The sequence below is a fragment of the Mesorhizobium sp. M0195 genome (assembly GCF_040322115.1).
Lineage (GTDB): Bacteria > Pseudomonadota > Alphaproteobacteria > Rhizobiales > Rhizobiaceae > Mesorhizobium.
The window spans coordinates 493,380-508,491 of the sequence record NZ_JAMYSV010000002.1; the positions used below are offsets into that span (position 1 = coordinate 493,380).

Genomic DNA, 15,112 nt, shown 5'->3' on the forward strand with positions numbered 1-15,112 from the left:
TCGAAGGCCGGTAGCGCTGGCCGGATGCTGTCTCTATCTGGTCGCGCTCTTCAATTCCGCATGCGCCACCGCAATGCGGGCAGCAAGCGCGGCGTTGTTGCGGACCAGCGCGATGTTGGCCTTCAGGCTGCGGCCTTGCGAAAGCTCATTGATGCGTGCGAGCAGAAACGGCGTTAGTTCCTTGCGCCCGATGCCGCGCTTCTCGGCCTCAGCCACGGCCGCTGCGATCGTGCCGTCGATGAACGCCGGATCGAGCGCGTCCGCTTCGGGGATAGGGTTGGCGACGAGAATGCCGGTGCCGGATTCCATCTCGTCATGCAGCAGCATGGCTCGCGCGATCTCGTCGGGCGTGTCGAGGCGATGATCGGCCTTGAGCCCGCTGGAGCGGGTGTAGAAAGCCGGAAAATCATCGCTCCCATAGGCGATCACCGGCACGCGCTGAGTTTCCAGATATTCCAGCGTCTTCGCAATATCGAGGATCGACTTAACTCCGGCGCAGACGACGGTCGTGCCGGTTTGGCCGAGTTCGGTCAGGTCGGCGGAGATATCGAAAGTGGCTTCGGCGCCGCGATGCACGCCGCCGACGCCGCCGGTCGCAAAAATGCCGATCCCGGCTAAAGCGGCGATCCGCATCGTCGCCGAGACGGTGGTTCCGGCCGAGCCGCCGCGCACCATGATGGCGGCGAGATCGCGCCCGGAAGCCTTGACCACGCCCTTTGCCGCTGCCAGCTCTTCCAGTTCACGGTCGTCGAGGCCAACCTTGATCTTGCCGGCGACCACCGCGATCGTGGCGGGCACGGCGCCGTTTTCACGCACTACGGTCTCGACACCACGGGCAGTTTCCAGATTGGCCGGATATGGCATGCCGTGGGTGATAATCGTCGATTCCAATGCCACCACCGCGCGGCCTTCATCAAGCGCAGCAGCGACTTCATCGTTCAGGTGGACAAGGAAAGGTTTCATATCATCTCGCTTTCAGGCAGGAATGCGGTACATGCCGGCGGCAAGGAAGCGCGGCGACAGATCGGGATGGACGCTGGATTCGCTCTCGGTGGTCAGTGTGGCAAGCAGCGCGCCGGTGCGCACGGCATGAGCGACCGGCTCACCCGAAAGCACCTTGTACAGTGTGCCGGCGATCATCGCGTCACCGGCGCCGGTGATATCGACGGGCTGCGCCGGGACGGAGTGCATGGTCGTCACACCGCTCTCGGTCGCAACGGCAAATCCATGCGCGCCCACGGTCACGACCACCTCGCCGGCGCCGGCCGCGCGCAGCGCTGCCGCTGCTTCCTCCGGCGTCAGCCGCCTGTCGGCATCCGTCATGCCGAGCATCGTGTTGGCCTCGTCATGATTGGTGAACAGAAGATCGACGCCGGTCAAGTCCTTCGGCAGGCGCGCTGATTTCGGCGCCGATACCGTGTCGACTGCGAGCTTGAAGCGCGCACCCTGCTTGCGCGAGATCAGTGCTGCGAGGGTCGCGGCCGGCAGATTGCAGTCGATGAACACCCATGTCGCCGAAGCCAGATGCGGCCAGAAGCGGTCGAGATAGGACGACGAAAACAGATCGAAGATCTCCATGTCGGCAATGCCGAGCACGAGGTCGTTGTTGCGGTCGAGGATGGCCGCGTATTCCGCCGTCGGCCGTTCCGTGGTGGTGATGACCTGGCTGACATCGGCGCCGAGGTCGCGCAGATGCCGCACCAGTGAGCGGCCGGTTTCATCGTCGCCGACGATCGAGACGAAGCTTATGTCGACGCCGAGGCGGGCAAGGTTTTCGGCGACGTTGCGGGCAACCCCGCCGAAGCTGCGATAGCCGTCGACCGGGTTCGACGTCTCGAAAATCAGATCCTTCTTGGCGTGGTATTTGCGGTCGAGCACCGCGCCGCCGACGCAGACCATGCGCTTGGACGTCGGCAAGACGTAACCACGGCCGAGAATGTATCCCTTGTTGACGAGTTGCACGATGTGGGCCGCGACCGTCGAGCGGGCGATGCCGAGCACCGTTGCTATGTCCTGCTGGCCGGCGAATGGGTTCGCCGCAATGAGGTCGAGAACCGCTTGTTCCTGTGCTCCAAGGTCGTCCATTGTCTCACCCGGCCGTCAAATTCGAGGCTGAACGCCTTCGCAACAACAGATGACATTGTCAACATTTGTTTCGACCGGCGGCATTTGACCAATCAGCGCTCCCGCGACTCTCTTCCAGCCGGACGAAGAAAGCGGGTGAGCACATTGAAGAAAGCTATTTCACCAAGGAGGACGAAAGTTGCTCTTGTCGGCGTGCAGCGCCAGGGAGGAACTGAGGCCTTAACGCGAGACGGCGAAGAGCGCTAAGCCTTCAGCACCGAGACGGCCAATTCGCTGTTGTGGACGTATTCGTTGGCGTCAGGCTGCTTCTGCACGAGCAGGATGAACAGCAGGTCGGTCAGCGTCAGTTGTGCATCACGCGCAGTTATCGATGACGAGCGCGCGCGCTCTTCATCGGCGATCGTGTGGAGGCGAATGTCGGCAACCCGGCTCAGCGGATTGTCGCGAAGTCCGGTGACGGCGATAACGGTGGTGCCACGTTTGCGGGCAAGTTCAGCTATCCGCAGGGTTTCGATGCTCGCCCCGGAATAGGAGAGCGCGAACAGCACGTCACCTCGTCCAAGCGTCGAGACATTGGCCATTTGCACATGGCTGTCGCTGTCGTGCAGCACGTTGCGGCCGAGCTTCATCAGCTTGTAGGAAAAATCGCGCGCCACCAGCGAGGATGCGCCGACGCCGGCCAAATGAATGCGGCGCGCACCGTTCAACGCTTCGAGGGCCTTGCCGATTTCCTGCTCGGTGTTGGCCGCGACGGTCTGCTGCATCGACAAGAGCTTGCTGCCGATCAGCTTGCGCAAGATGACCAGATAGCTGTCGTCGACCTCGATCGAACCGTGGATCATGCCGGCCGACACGTGCCATTCCTGCGACTTGGCCTCACTGACGGCGAGCTTAAGCTCCTGATAGCTGGAATAGCCGAGCTTCTGGCTGAACTTGACGACGCTCGACTGGCTGCGGCCGATCTCGGCGGCAAGCGCCGCCGTCGACAGGCGGAGCATCTGGTCGGGATTATCGACGATATACCGACCGATCTCGCGGTCGCCGGGCGCCATGACTTCGAGCTTGGCCTCGATCTTCTTCAGCACGGACATGCGTTCCTCCATTGCCTGTCATCGACAATGCCAAGCCAAGGAATAAATTATTCCGTCTCTGATTGACAGCCAAGAATGAACCATCAAATCTCGACTGGTGCGGTTGCGGCCCAGCCTTCGGGCATGTCGACGATTCGGACATGAAAGATCGTAGACTCGCCGACAGCTCGGGATTAGGTCAGAGCCATGGACAAATTGCGGATCGTCGGCGGGCACAGGCTTGAGGGCGCGGTGACGATCTCCGGCGCCAAGAACGCGGCCTTGCCGCAAATAGCGGCGGCGTTGCTCAGCCCCTATCCGCTGCAGCTGACCAACCTGCCTGAGGTGACGGATGTCGACAACATGCTTGGCGTCGTCGGCCTTCATGGGGCCGAAGTCATCAGGTCGGCGCATGCCGCCACAATCGATACCAGTGCTGCCGCTTCCAGGGAGACAAGCTACGATACCGTCAGGCGCATGCGCGCGACGGTGCTGGTTCTCGGTCCACTGCTTGCCCGCTTCGGTCATGCCCGGGTCTCGCTGCCTGGCGGCTGCGCGATCGGCGCACGGCCGGTCGACATGCATGTCGCCGCACTTGCCGCACTTGGCGCCGATATCGCGATCGAAAACGGACTGATCGTCGCGTCTGCGCCGGGCGGACTGAAAGGCGCGCGCATCGTTTTGAGCTCGCCGTCGGTCGGCGCGACCGAAACGGCGATGATGGCGGCGACGACGGCAAACGGCGAGACCGAGATCCTCAACGCGGCCCGCGAGCCGGAGGTGGCCGATCTTGCCGCCTGCCTGAACGACATGGGCGCGCGGATCGAGGGCGCCGGCACGCACCGCATCCTGATCGGGGGCAGCACAGACTGGCGCGCCGCCACGCACGACATCATCCCGGACCGGATAGAGGCCGGCACCTATGCCGTCGCAGCGGCCATCACCGGCGGTCAGCTCGAGCTGACCCACGCGCGGCTCGAGCACATGGCATCCGTCGTCCAGCTGCTCGAAGCAGCCGGTGTGAAAATATGGCCGGGCGACCGCGGGCTGATCGTATCGAGAGACGGGCCGCTCAAGGCGGTCGACGTGACGACGGAGCCCTATCCGGGCTTTCCGACCGATCTCCAGGCGCAGTTCATGGCGTTGATGTGCTGTGCCGAGGGCGCTTCGCTGTTGCGCGAGACGATCTTCGAGAACCGCTTCATGCATGTGCCTGAACTGATGCGGCTCGGCGCCAATATCAAACTGCAAGGCACCATGGCGCTGGTGCGCGGAGGCGAGAAGCTGAAGGGCGCGCAAGTGATGGCGACCGACCTGCGCGCCTCCGTCTCGCTGGTGCTGGCAGCGCTGGTGTCGGAGGGCGAGACGACGATCAATCGCGTCTATCATCTCGACCGCGGGTACGAGCAGTTGGACCGCAAGCTCCGGCTGTGCGGCGCCCAGATCGAACGAATAAGGCAATGAGTGCCGGTGGGGCGTCTCCGCATTATTTCCTGGGCGTCGATGGCGGCGGAACCGGCTGCCGGGCGCGTATCGAAGACGAAGCAGGAACCGTGCTCGGGCAAGGCCTGTCGGGCCCGGCGACAACGCGACTCGGTATAGAGGTGGCCTGGGCCTCGATTGCCAAAGCCTTTGGCGCGGCGATCGAAGAGGCAGGGTTCGCGGCGGCGGAAATCGCCAGGATCCGCGCGGGTATCGGTGTTGCCGGCATCGGCCGTAAGGGTGCGCTCGAGGCGTTTCGTGGCATCGAACAACCCTTTGCGAGCATCGACTTCGTCAGCGACGGCGTCGCGGCTTGCCTTGGCGCGCATTCGGGTCAAGACGGCGCCATCGTCATAGCCGGGACCGGTTCGATCGGGCTCGGCTTTGTCGAAGGGCGCGACCTGCGCGTCGGCGGCTACGGTTTTCCGATTTCCGACGAGGGCAGCGGCGCCGATCTCGGACTGAAGGCGGTGCAGCTTGCCTTGCGAGCCCATGACGGCCGGCATGAGCGGACGGCGCTGCTGGCCGAGGTGATGCAGCGCTTCAAGGACGATCCGTTCGAGGCGGTGGCCTGGATGGACCGCGCCAGCGCGACGGACTATGCCGCCATGGCGCCGATGGTGATCCGTCATGCCGACCAGGGCGATCCGGCCGGTCGGCGGATCGTGCAAGGCGCTGCCGAGCAGATCGACACCTTCGTGCGGGTGCTGTTCGAAAAAGGCGCGCCGCGGGTCACGTTGCTCGGAGGGTTGTCCAGCCCGCTTGGGCCATGGCTCGCTCCCGACGTCCGCCGACGGCTGAAGCCGGCCGACGGCGATGCGGTTTCGGGAGCCATAATCCTGGCCAGAAAATCCCTCTGCCGCCAGTGATGGCCTTCGGCAAGGAATATAATATTCCTACTTTCCGTTGACAGAGGGAATATCGAATTCTAAAAAGTTAACGAAACAGAACCGGCGCAGCCGGTACGGAGCCGACGGCCAGGTGCAGGCACTGGACGCCGCTTGCCGCGGGCATCACAGTCCTGCTCGCAGTCGCACTTGAAAGTAAGAAGTGGTCGAACAAGGGTTGATGTCGGAGCTGGAGCGGCTGGTTTCCGAGGACCGGAACCCGAAAACCATGGACATCGATCTGTTGCCGACCCTCGAGGTGCTGCGCAAGATCAATGACGAGGACAAAGGCGTTGCGGCAGCCGTCGAGAAGGTCATTCCCGATATTGCTGCGGCCGTGGACCGGATCGTGAGCGCGTTCCAGAACGGTGCACGCCTTGTCTATATGGGGGCTGGCACCAGCGGCCGGCTCGGCGTCCTCGACGCCTCGGAATGTCCGCCGACCTTCGGGGTACCCGAGGACATGGTGGTGGGCCTGATCGCCGGCGGCGTTGACGCGCTGGTGCACTCTGCGGAAGGCGCCGAGGACGATCCGAAACAGGGAATAAAGGCGCTGCAGGACATCAAGCTGACCGCTGGCGACGTGGTGGTCGGCATCGCTGTCAGCGGACGCACACCTTATGTCATCGGTGGCCTGACCTATGCCAAGGAAGTGGGAGCCACCACCGTGGCGTTGTCCTGCAATCCTCGATCGACCATTGCCGGCATTGCCGATATTGGCATCTCTCCGGTGGTTGGCCCGGAGGTCCTCACCGGCTCGACCCGGCTGAAATCGGGAACCGCGCAAAAGCTGGTGCTCAATATGCTGTCTACCGCCAGCATGATCCGCATCGGCAAGAGCTATCAGAACCTGATGGTTGACCTCAATCCAAGCAACAAGAAGCTTGTCGCAAGGGCGGTCAGGATCGTGATGCAGACGACCGGCTGCGCGGCACAGCAGGCACGACAGGCACTCGACCAGACCGGCAATGATGTAAAACTGGCAATCCTGGTGACGATCACCGGCATGGGTGTCGAAGAAGCACGTAAGGCGCTTGCCAACGCGGGAGGTTTCCTGCGCAAGGCGATAGGCGAAAAGACGGTGTAAGACCGCATGGATACTGGGCCGATGTTCCGGGGCGTGCTGGTGCACTCTGCGGAAGGCGCCGAGGACGATCCGAAACAGGGAATAAAGGCGCTGCAGGACATCAAGCTGACCGCTGGCGACGTGGTGGTCGGCATCGCTGTCAGCGGACGCACACCTTATGTCATCGGTGGCCTGACCTATGCCAAGGAAGTGGGAGCCACCACCGTGGCGTTGTCCTGCAATCCTCGATCGACCATTGCCGGCATTGCCGATATTGGCATCTCTCCGGTGGTTGGCCCGGAGGTCCTCACCGGCTCGACCCGGCTGAAATCGGGAACCGCGCAAAAGCTGGTGCTCAATATGCTGTCTACCGCCAGCATGATCCGCATCGGCAAGAGCTATCAGAACCTGATGGTTGACCTCAATCCAAGCAACAAGAAGCTTGTCGCAAGGGCGGTCAGGATCGTGATGCAGACGACCGGCTGCGCGGCACAGCAGGCACGACAGGCACTCGACCAGACCGGCAATGATGTAAAACTGGCAATCCTGGTGACGATCACCGGCATGGGTGTCGAAGAAGCACGTAAGGCGCTTGCCAACGCGGGAGGTTTCCTGCGCAAGGCGATAGGCGAAAAGACGGTGTAAGACCGCATGGATACTGGGCCGATGTTCCGGGGCGTGTGTCCCTTTGAAGCGGTCCGAGGAACTGCAAGGCATCTGGTTTAACAATAATGGGAGACGACAATGGTACGGCACATTGGCAAGAAACTGCTTTCCGGCATGACGCTCGCGGCAATGGTTGGCATCGCCGCGCTACCGGTGCAGGCGAGTGCGGCGACGCTGCATATGGCGTGGTCGCAGGACGCCACCGGTCTTGATCCGCACAAGCAGACGGCATTCTCCTCACTGCGGCTGCTGGAGCTGATCTACGAACCGCTGGTGCGGCTCGACGCAAACCTGCAAATCACACCCGCGATTGCCGATTCATGGCAGTTCTCGCCGGACGGCAAGGAGCTGAGCTTCAAGCTTAATCCGAAAGCAAAATTCCAGAACGGCGCCGCCGTGACCTCGGCCGACGTCAAGGCATCGTTCGAGCGCATACTTGACGAGAAGACGGGTGCTGCGGCGCGCGCCAACTTTCTCTCGATCGCCAGCATCGACACGCCCGATCCCGCCACCGTCGTGTTCCACCTCTCGCAGCCGGACGTGCCGATCCTGACGGCGATGAGCGACGTCAATGCGGCGATCGTCCCGGCAAGCGAAATCGCGGCCGGCTCGATCGGCACGACAACGATCGGCTCGGGTCCGTTCAAGCTCGAAAAATGGGATCCGAATTCCAAGGAAGTGCTTGTCGCCAACAAGGACTGGGCAGGCGGCGCGACCGGCGTCGACGGCATCGATATCAGCGTGCTGCCGGACGAGACGGCGATACTGGCGGCGATGCGTACCAAGCAGATCGATTTTGCCCTGCTCAACGATCCGCTTGTCGCCACGCTGGTGCCCAAGGAAGCCAGCCTGCAGTTGAACCGCGTGCCGGTGCTTGCCTATCACGTGCTGCAGCTCAATCCCTCCCGCAAGCCGATGACCGAACTCAAGGTGCGTCAGGCGATTTCCTGCGCCATCGACCGGCAGGAAGTGCTGGACACCGCCTCGCTCGGCGAAGGCAAGGTCACCGGCCCGCTGACCATCCCGGCACTGGCGACCGATCCGAAGCAGTTGTTCTGCTATAAGCGCGACATTGAGAAGGCCAAGCAGTTGATGGCCGAAGCCGGCTATGCCGACGGCTTTTCGGCGACCGTGATTGGCGCCACCGGCGAGCCGCCGACGGCAGCGGCGGAAGCCCAGGTCATCCAGTCGCAACTCGCAGAAATCGGAGTCAAGCTCGACATCAAGATGATGGAGCTCAACGTCTATGTCGACGCCTGGCTGAAGGGCGATTTCGACATGGCCGTCGCGCTGAACGGCGGCAGGGCCGATCCCTACACTATGTACAACCGCTACTGGACCAAGACGGGCAATCTGCAGAAGGTGGCGAACTATATCGACGACACGCTGGACAGTCTTATGCAGAAGGGCCGCACCGAGACCGACCCGGCAGCGCGCAAAGCGATCTTCGCCGACTTCGAGAAGCACATCACTGAGATGTCGCCCTGGATCTGGCTCTACACGTCCTACAGCTACACGGCACAGCAGAAGAATATCGCAGGATTCGAACCGGTGCCGACAGGCTCGCTGTTCAGCCTCGCCAAGGTGACGATCCAGTAGCTGCTTTGATGCCGGACGAGAGGATATTCTTCGCGTGAACTATCTGATGCGGCGACTGGCGACCTTCCCTCTCGTCCTGCTTGGCGTGTCCATCGTGGTGTTCCTGGCGATCCGGATGGTTCCGGGCGATTCGATCACGGCAATGCTGGGGACCGAAGCCGGCCTGCTGACGCCGCAGCAGCGCGATGCGCTTGCAGCTTATTTCGGCATCGACCAGCCCTGGTTCATCCAGTACTGGCGCTGGCTGCTTGGTCTTTTCCAAGGCAATCTCGGCATTTCGTCCACCTATGGCAGGCCGGTGCTCGACGTCATCCTCGAGCGTTTCCCGCTAACGTTGGAACTCGCCCTGCTGTCGATGGTCATCGCCCTGGTTGTCGGCATGCCGGCGGGGATCTTTGCCGCCACCCATAACGAAAAGCTGTCCGACCTCGGCGTGCGCGTTGTCGCAATGATCGGGCAGTCGACGCCGAACTTCGTCCTTGCCCTGCTGATCATCTACACGCTGTCGGCGGGGTTTGGCGTTTTGCCGGCGATGGGCGAGTTTTCGCCGCTGTGGCAGGATCCGCTGCGCAATCTCGGCCAGCTGTTGCTGCCTGCGGTCACGCTTGGATTTGCCTTCGCGGCTTCGGTGACCCGCATATCGCGTTCGGCGATGCTCGATGTGCTCAGCGACGACTATGTCAGGACGGCGCGCAGCAAGGGCGTTTCGGCGCGCGGCGTCATCTGGCGGCATGCCTTGCCCAACGCGCTCATCCCGGTCGTGACGCTGAGCGGCATAGAGTTCGGCTACCTCCTGGGCGGAGCTGTCATCGTCGAGCAGATCTATGCGCTGCCCGGCCTCGGCCGCATGGTGCTGGATGCCATCCTGCAGCGCGACTACGCGCTGGTGCAGGGAAGCGTGCTGTTCATCGCCTTCAACTTCATGATCGTCAATCTCCTCGTCGACCTCGCCTATGTCGCGCTCGACCCGCGTATCCGGCTAAGCGAGCACTGATGGCGACATTGCGGGCTATATTTGCGCATCCCAGCGGCCGCATCGGCGGTGCGATCGTTGCGCTTTATCTGCTGCTTGCCGTGCTTGGCATGCTGGGGCTGACGCCGCACAATCCGCTGACGCAGCACCGGGTCGAGCGACTGCATGCGCCTGATAGCACCTACTGGATGGGCACGGACCTATTCGGCCGCGATGTCGCAAGCCGGCTGATGACCGGGATCGGCCAGTCCTTCATCGTGGCCTTCTTTTCGGTCGCCTTCGCGACACTGGCCGGCACCGTGCTCGGGCTGGCGGCAGCCTGGTTCGGGCGCCGCTGGGACGGCCTGGTGATGCGCATCATGGACGTTGTGCTGGCGTTCCCGGCGATCCTGCTGGCGCTGCTGATCGTCGCGGTTGCTGGACCGGGAACCTCGACCAGCGTCATTGCCATTGCCATCGTCTACACGCCGATCTTCACGCGCGTCGTGCGAGGTCCGGCTCTGTCGCTCAAGGCGCGCGAGTTCGTCGACGCGGCCCGCACGTTCGGCAGCAGTGCGGGCTATATCGTAACACGCCATCTGCTGCTCAATCTGGTGGCGCCACTGACGGTTCAGGTGACGCTGGCGCTGGCCTGGGCACTGCTGACCGAGGCCGGCTTAAGCTTCCTCGGACTCGGCACGCAGCCGCCCGCCGCCTCGCTCGGCCTGATGCTGAGCGACAGCCGCAATCTGATGGAGACAGCTCCCTGGCTGATGATCTTCCCGGGCGTGGCGATCATGATCAGCATCCTCGGCTTCAACCTGCTCGGCGATGCGTTGCGTGATGTCCTCGATCCGAAGATGCGGAGATCGCTCGCATGATCCCGCTGCTGTCCGTCAGCGGATTGCGCGTCGGCTTCGGCCGCAACCCGAAAGCCAATGAGGTTGTGCGCGGCGTCAGCTTCGATCTCGCCGACGGCGAAACATTGGCAATCGTCGGCGAAAGCGGCTCGGGCAAATCGGTCACAGCGCTGTCGATCAATCGCCTTGTCGATTATGGCGGCGGCCGCATCACCGCAGGCTCGATCACGCTGAAGCGGGTCGACAACAGCATTTTCGACCTGACCGCCGCGGACGAGCCGCAACTGACGAAGATCCGCGGCGGTGAAATCGGCATGATCTTCCAGGAGCCGATGAGCTCGCTCAATCCGGTGCTGACCATCGGCAGGCAGATCGAGGAATCGTTTCGCCTGCATCGCGGCCTGACCGGCCGGCAAGCGACGGTGGCGGCCAAGGACGCGCTCGACCGCGTGCGTATTCCCGACGCTGCACGGCGACTGAAATATACGCCCAACCAGCTTTCGGGCGGCATGTTGCAGCGGGTGATGATCGCCATGGCGCTCGCTTGCAACCCGCGCCTGCTCATTGCCGACGAACCCACGACGGCGCTGGATGTTACGGTGCAGGCGCAGATCATGGCGCTGCTCGCCGAGTTGAAGCAGGAAACCGGGATGTCGATGATCTTCATCACCCACGACATCGGTCTGGTTGCAGGCATCGCTGACAAGGTCATGGTGATGCAAAGCGGGGAAGCTGTCGAGCAGGGCGCGCTGAACCAGATATTGGACGATCCGCAGCATCCCTATACGCGGCATCTGCTTCATGCGGTGCCGCATTTCGCCGGCGGCAGTGCCGTACGCAAGGACGTGCAACGCGAAACGCAAAAAGCTGCCGAGCCGGCGCTGATGGTCGATGGCCTCGTGGTGCGGTTTCCAGTCAAGGCTGGGTTTTTCGGCCGCGCCAGCGGTACCGTGCACGCGGTGGACGGGGTGGATTTCGAGCTAATGCCAGGCGAGACATTGGCGGTCGTCGGCGAGAGCGGTTCCGGAAAGTCCACCACCGCCCGCGCGATTCTGGGGCTGGTGCGCCCGACGCACGGCACAATTTCGGCCAACACGCGCAAGGCCGTCGCCGGGCAGAGCGCCCTGCCCGTGCAGATGGTGTTCCAGAATCCCTATGGCTCGCTCAATCCCAGACTCACCATCGAAAGCATCCTCGCAGAGCCGGTGATCGCTACCGGCGGACGGATAACTGCTGAAACGCGGGCGAAAATGGCCGCGCTGCTGAAACGAGTCGGCCTTCCGGAAAACAGCCTGCAGCGCTATCCGCACGAATTCTCCGGTGGCCAGCGGCAACGCCTGTGCATCGCTCGCGCGCTGATGCTCAATCCTTCGGTTGTTGTCCTCGACGAAGCGGTTTCGGCGCTTGATGTATCGGTGCAGGCCAGGGTGTTGGAGCTTTTGATCGAGCTGCAGCGTGAATTCGGGCTGGCCTACCTGTTCATCTCGCATGACATGGCTGTCGTCGAGCGGATTGCCCATCGCATCGCGGTCATCTATGCCGGCCAGATCGTCGAGATCGGCGATGCCAGATCGGTGCTCTCGGAGCCGAAGCACTCCTATACCAAACAGCTTATCGCGGCCGTTCCCTCCATAGACCGGCGGCATGAACGTTTCGAGCTCGACACGCGCCAGGTCCCCTCGCTCGTGCGTCCGCTGGGATTTGAGCCGGGCCCGGCCAATTGGCAGCAATTCGGGCCGGATCATAGAGCGCGGGTGGAAGTGTGATGATTGTCGCTCGAAAGCATGCAGAGCCAGACGGACAGCCCCCTCGCTGCTTTTCAGACGGAGGCCGTATTTGATCGACCATGATCTCTTCGACCGCGCATTCGCCCCGCTCGAAACGGCCGTGGCTGCGTCGCGCATTCCTGGCGGCGTGCTCGGCATGGTCGACCGGGATGGTCAACGCATCGTCCGGGCAATCGGCTCGGCCCAAGTCGTGCCGAAGGTCAGGCCGATGCATATCGAAACATGGTTCGATCTGGCGTCGCTGACCAAAGTCATTTTTACGACGCCGCGCATCTTGGCACTGGCGGAGGAAGGCGTCATCGACCTCGACGCGCCGCTGATTTCGGTCCTGCCCGACCTTCGCCAATATGACGAAAAAGCCTGGGAACGGAAGGTGACGTTTCGCCAGTGTCTCGGTCATCAGACGCCGTTTCCCGCCGTTGCTCCAATCTACACCTATGGCCGCGATCCCGAGCTGTTGCGCGCCTTTGTCCTGCAGCGCGAGTGGCAGGTCGGGGAGCCGGTCTATTCCGATATCAATTTCATTCTGCTCGGCTTCGTCCTGGAGCGCCTGTCCGGCAAGACCATTCGCGACATGGATCCCGGTCCGGGCTTCGCGTTCTCCACCGAACCGGATCGCGCGGCGGCCACAGAAGACTGCACATGGCGCCATCGTGTTCTCTGCGGCGAGGTCCACGACGACAATTGCTCGGCATTGCAAGGGGCCGGTCACGCCGGGCTGTTCGGAACGGCGGCCGCGATCCTCGATTTTGCGCTAGGGCTGCTGGACGGGAGCGGCGCATCCGAGCGTTCAATAGCGCTGATGCGCACGCCCTTGTCGGCAACCCGCACCCATGGCTGGGAGCGGCCTTACGAAGGCTGGTCCGGCGGCCGGCTGTGCAGCCCCGGCACAATTGGCCATACCGGCTTCACCGGCACCGGGCTTTGGGTCGACTTCGACAAAGGCAGAGCATGGACCTTGCTCACCAACCGGATCCATCCGACACGTCATTTCAACAGCGGGATCGCAGCGCTAAGGCAATCGATCGGCGATCTCGTCAACGGAGCCTGACAAGCATGATTGCGAAAAATGGCGAACCAATGTGGGCTGTCGGCCTGATGACCGGCACCGTGCTGGACGGCAATATCGACGTCGCGCTGATCAAGACCGACGGCGAACGGATCGCGGATTTCGGCACCTACACGCTGGCGCCTTACCCCAGGTCGATCCGCAGCCTGTTGGAAGAGACGTTGCGCCAAGCCAGGATCTGGAATTTCACCGGACCGGAACCGGCGATTTTTCGTGAGGCAGAGGAGGCACTGACGCGCGCCCAATCCGCCGCGGTGAGGGATCTTGTCGAAAGTCACGGCCTGACCATGGCCGATATCGGCGTCGTCGGCTTCCATGGCCAGACCGTGCTGCACCGTGCCCCGCAAGTGGGCCGACTGGGCCAGACCCGCCAGCTCGGCGACGGCGAGCTGATGCATGCCATCCTGGGCACCAAGGTCGCCTATGACTTCCGCTCGGCCGACATGCGCGCCGGCGGCCAGGGTGCGCCGCTCTCGGCCGCCTATCACGCCGCGCTACTGCGCGAGGCAGACGCCAGCGGCGACACGGCGGTGCTTAATCTCGGCGGCGTCGCCAACATCACCTGGTGGGACGGCATGGACAATATTGTTGCCTTCGACACCGGGCCCGCCAACGCACCGCTGAACGACTTCATCAAATCGAAGGGTCTTGGCGAAATGGACCGCGACGGCGCGCTGGCCCGCGCCGGGACGGTCGACGAGTCACGGCTGGCCAAGCTCCTGCAGCACCCGTATTTGACCAAGCCTTACCCGAAATCGCTGGACCGTTTCGATTTCGACGCCTCGATGGCGGACGGGATGAATGCCGAGGATGGCGCAGCACTGCTGACGGCCTTCACCGCGGCCGCGGTCGGCAAGGGGCTCGATCTTCTGCCGCGCCGGCCGAAGCGGCTGGTGATCAGCGGCGGCGGGCGCCACAATCCAACGATCATGGCCATGCTTGCCAGCCGCGCCGGTGTCGAGGCCGTGCCGGCTGAGGCGATGGGCTGGAAGGGCGATGCGGTGGAGGCGGAGTGTTTTGCCTTCCTGGCAGTGCGTGTGCTTAGGGGCTTGCCGATCAGCTTCCCCAGCACGACCGGCGCGCCGCAGGCGATGCGCGGAGGGCGGCTCGCCGGCTAGTCGTGCTTCAGGTTCTTCTGTAAGAAGATGCGGCTGCGGCCAATGGGAAAGTCGGCGAGCGCACCGAACGGCCGGTAGCCGTGGCGCTCATAGGCCTTGGCCGCCTTGGGATTGAACGTGTCGATCCAGGCGCCGTGACAGTCGCGCGCGATCGCCTCCCTCTCGGCCGCCTCGAGCATCCTGCCGGCCATGCCGTGGCCGCGCAGTTTTTCATCGACCCAGAGCCATTGCACATAGAGCCAGCCCCAGGCGGTGTATCCCGAGATGCCGGCGACAATAACGCCGTGCTCATCGCGCACGAACACGGCCAATGCCTTCCTGCGGGAGGCGCCGACATCGCTGTCGTTGAACGCAGCAAGCCGCTCTCCGAGAAAAGCCAGCTCGTGCGGCAAGGGATCGGCGGTTGTCTCAAGCGTTGTATTGTCCATCCACCAAGCATCTATCGATGGACGGGGCCGAGACGCAAGCCTT

General features: G+C 63.0%; 13 protein-coding genes and 1 pseudogene. 10 read left to right on the forward strand and 4 right to left on the reverse strand.

What is annotated here, in order from left to right:
* Window positions 1–33: 33 nt before the first annotated feature.
* The 3 genes from NKJ12_RS07155 to NKJ12_RS07165 form a co-directional block, all read right to left on the reverse strand.
* Complete coding sequence (locus NKJ12_RS07155; protein WP_023676041.1) at window positions 34–963, reverse strand: pseudouridine-5'-phosphate glycosidase; 930 nt, start codon at window positions 961–963, stop codon at window positions 34–36.
* 12 nt (window positions 964–975) lie between these two features.
* The gene (locus tag NKJ12_RS07160) at window positions 976–2,085 is read right to left on the reverse strand and encodes a carbohydrate kinase (RefSeq protein ID WP_352701819.1); all 1,110 of its coding nucleotides are present in this window, start codon (window positions 2,083–2,085) and stop codon (window positions 976–978) included.
* Between the two features lie 242 nt (window positions 2,086–2,327).
* Window positions 2,328–3,176, reverse strand: coding sequence for a MurR/RpiR family transcriptional regulator (locus tag NKJ12_RS07165; RefSeq protein WP_352621064.1), 849 nt, complete (start codon window positions 3,174–3,176; stop codon window positions 2,328–2,330).
* A gap of 186 nt (window positions 3,177–3,362) precedes the next feature.
* Here NKJ12_RS07165 and murA point away from each other — a divergent pair, with 186 nt between their 5' ends.
* The 10 genes and pseudogenes from murA (at window position 3,363) to NKJ12_RS07215 (ending at window position 14,641) form a co-directional block, all read left to right on the forward strand.
* Window positions 3,363–4,619 (forward strand): UDP-N-acetylglucosamine 1-carboxyvinyltransferase, encoded by a 1,257-nt coding sequence (gene murA / locus NKJ12_RS07170; RefSeq protein WP_352701821.1) that lies wholly within the window; start codon window positions 3,363–3,365, stop codon window positions 4,617–4,619.
* Entirely contained in the window at window positions 4,616–5,506 is an 891-nt protein-coding gene (locus tag NKJ12_RS07175; RefSeq protein ID WP_352701823.1) for a glucosamine kinase nucleotide-binding domain-containing protein, read from the forward strand. The genes murA and NKJ12_RS07175 overlap by 4 nt, the downstream gene beginning before the upstream one ends.
* 181 nt (window positions 5,507–5,687) lie before the next feature.
* Window positions 5,688–6,611 carry an N-acetylmuramic acid 6-phosphate etherase gene (gene murQ, locus NKJ12_RS07180; RefSeq protein ID WP_352455307.1) on the forward strand — a complete coding sequence of 308 codons (924 nt, stop codon included), beginning with the start codon at window positions 5,688–5,690 and terminating at the stop codon, window positions 6,609–6,611.
* 36 nt (window positions 6,612–6,647) lie between these two features.
* A pseudogene (locus NKJ12_RS07185) lies at window positions 6,648–7,235 on the forward strand (N-acetylmuramic acid 6-phosphate etherase); the annotation flags it as partial.
* A 99-nt stretch (window positions 7,236–7,334) separates the two neighbouring features.
* Window positions 7,335–8,855, forward strand: coding sequence for an ABC transporter substrate-binding protein (locus NKJ12_RS07190; RefSeq protein ID WP_352701825.1), 1,521 nt, complete (start codon window positions 7,335–7,337; stop codon window positions 8,853–8,855).
* Between the two features lie 34 nt (window positions 8,856–8,889).
* Window positions 8,890–9,849: an ABC transporter permease gene (locus NKJ12_RS07195; protein WP_352701828.1), complete on the forward strand. Its 960-nt coding sequence runs from the start codon at window positions 8,890–8,892 to the stop codon at window positions 9,847–9,849.
* Window positions 9,849–10,688, forward strand: coding sequence for an ABC transporter permease (locus NKJ12_RS07200; protein ID WP_352701830.1), 840 nt, complete (start codon window positions 9,849–9,851; stop codon window positions 10,686–10,688). The genes NKJ12_RS07195 and NKJ12_RS07200 overlap by 1 nt, the downstream gene beginning before the upstream one ends.
* A complete protein-coding gene (locus tag NKJ12_RS07205) occupies window positions 10,685–12,433 on the forward strand; it encodes an ABC transporter ATP-binding protein (RefSeq protein WP_352701832.1) in 1,749 nt (582 codons plus the stop codon). Before NKJ12_RS07200 ends, NKJ12_RS07205 begins: the two co-directional genes overlap by 4 nt.
* A gap of 70 nt (window positions 12,434–12,503) precedes the next feature.
* The gene (locus NKJ12_RS07210) at window positions 12,504–13,505 is read left to right on the forward strand and encodes a serine hydrolase domain-containing protein (RefSeq protein WP_352701834.1); all 1,002 of its coding nucleotides are present in this window, start codon (window positions 12,504–12,506) and stop codon (window positions 13,503–13,505) included.
* 5 nt (window positions 13,506–13,510) lie between these two features.
* On the forward strand, window positions 13,511–14,641 hold the full coding sequence (locus NKJ12_RS07215; RefSeq protein WP_352701837.1) for an anhydro-N-acetylmuramic acid kinase: 1,131 nt from the start codon (window positions 13,511–13,513) through the stop codon (window positions 14,639–14,641).
* On the opposite strand, the gene NKJ12_RS07220 is transcribed toward NKJ12_RS07215, so the two are convergent.
* Window positions 14,638–15,069, reverse strand: a complete 432-nt coding sequence (locus NKJ12_RS07220; RefSeq protein ID WP_254818745.1) for a GNAT family N-acetyltransferase — start codon at window positions 15,067–15,069, stop codon at window positions 14,638–14,640. The genes NKJ12_RS07215 and NKJ12_RS07220 overlap by 4 nt on opposite strands.
* Window positions 15,070–15,112 lie beyond the last annotated feature (43 nt).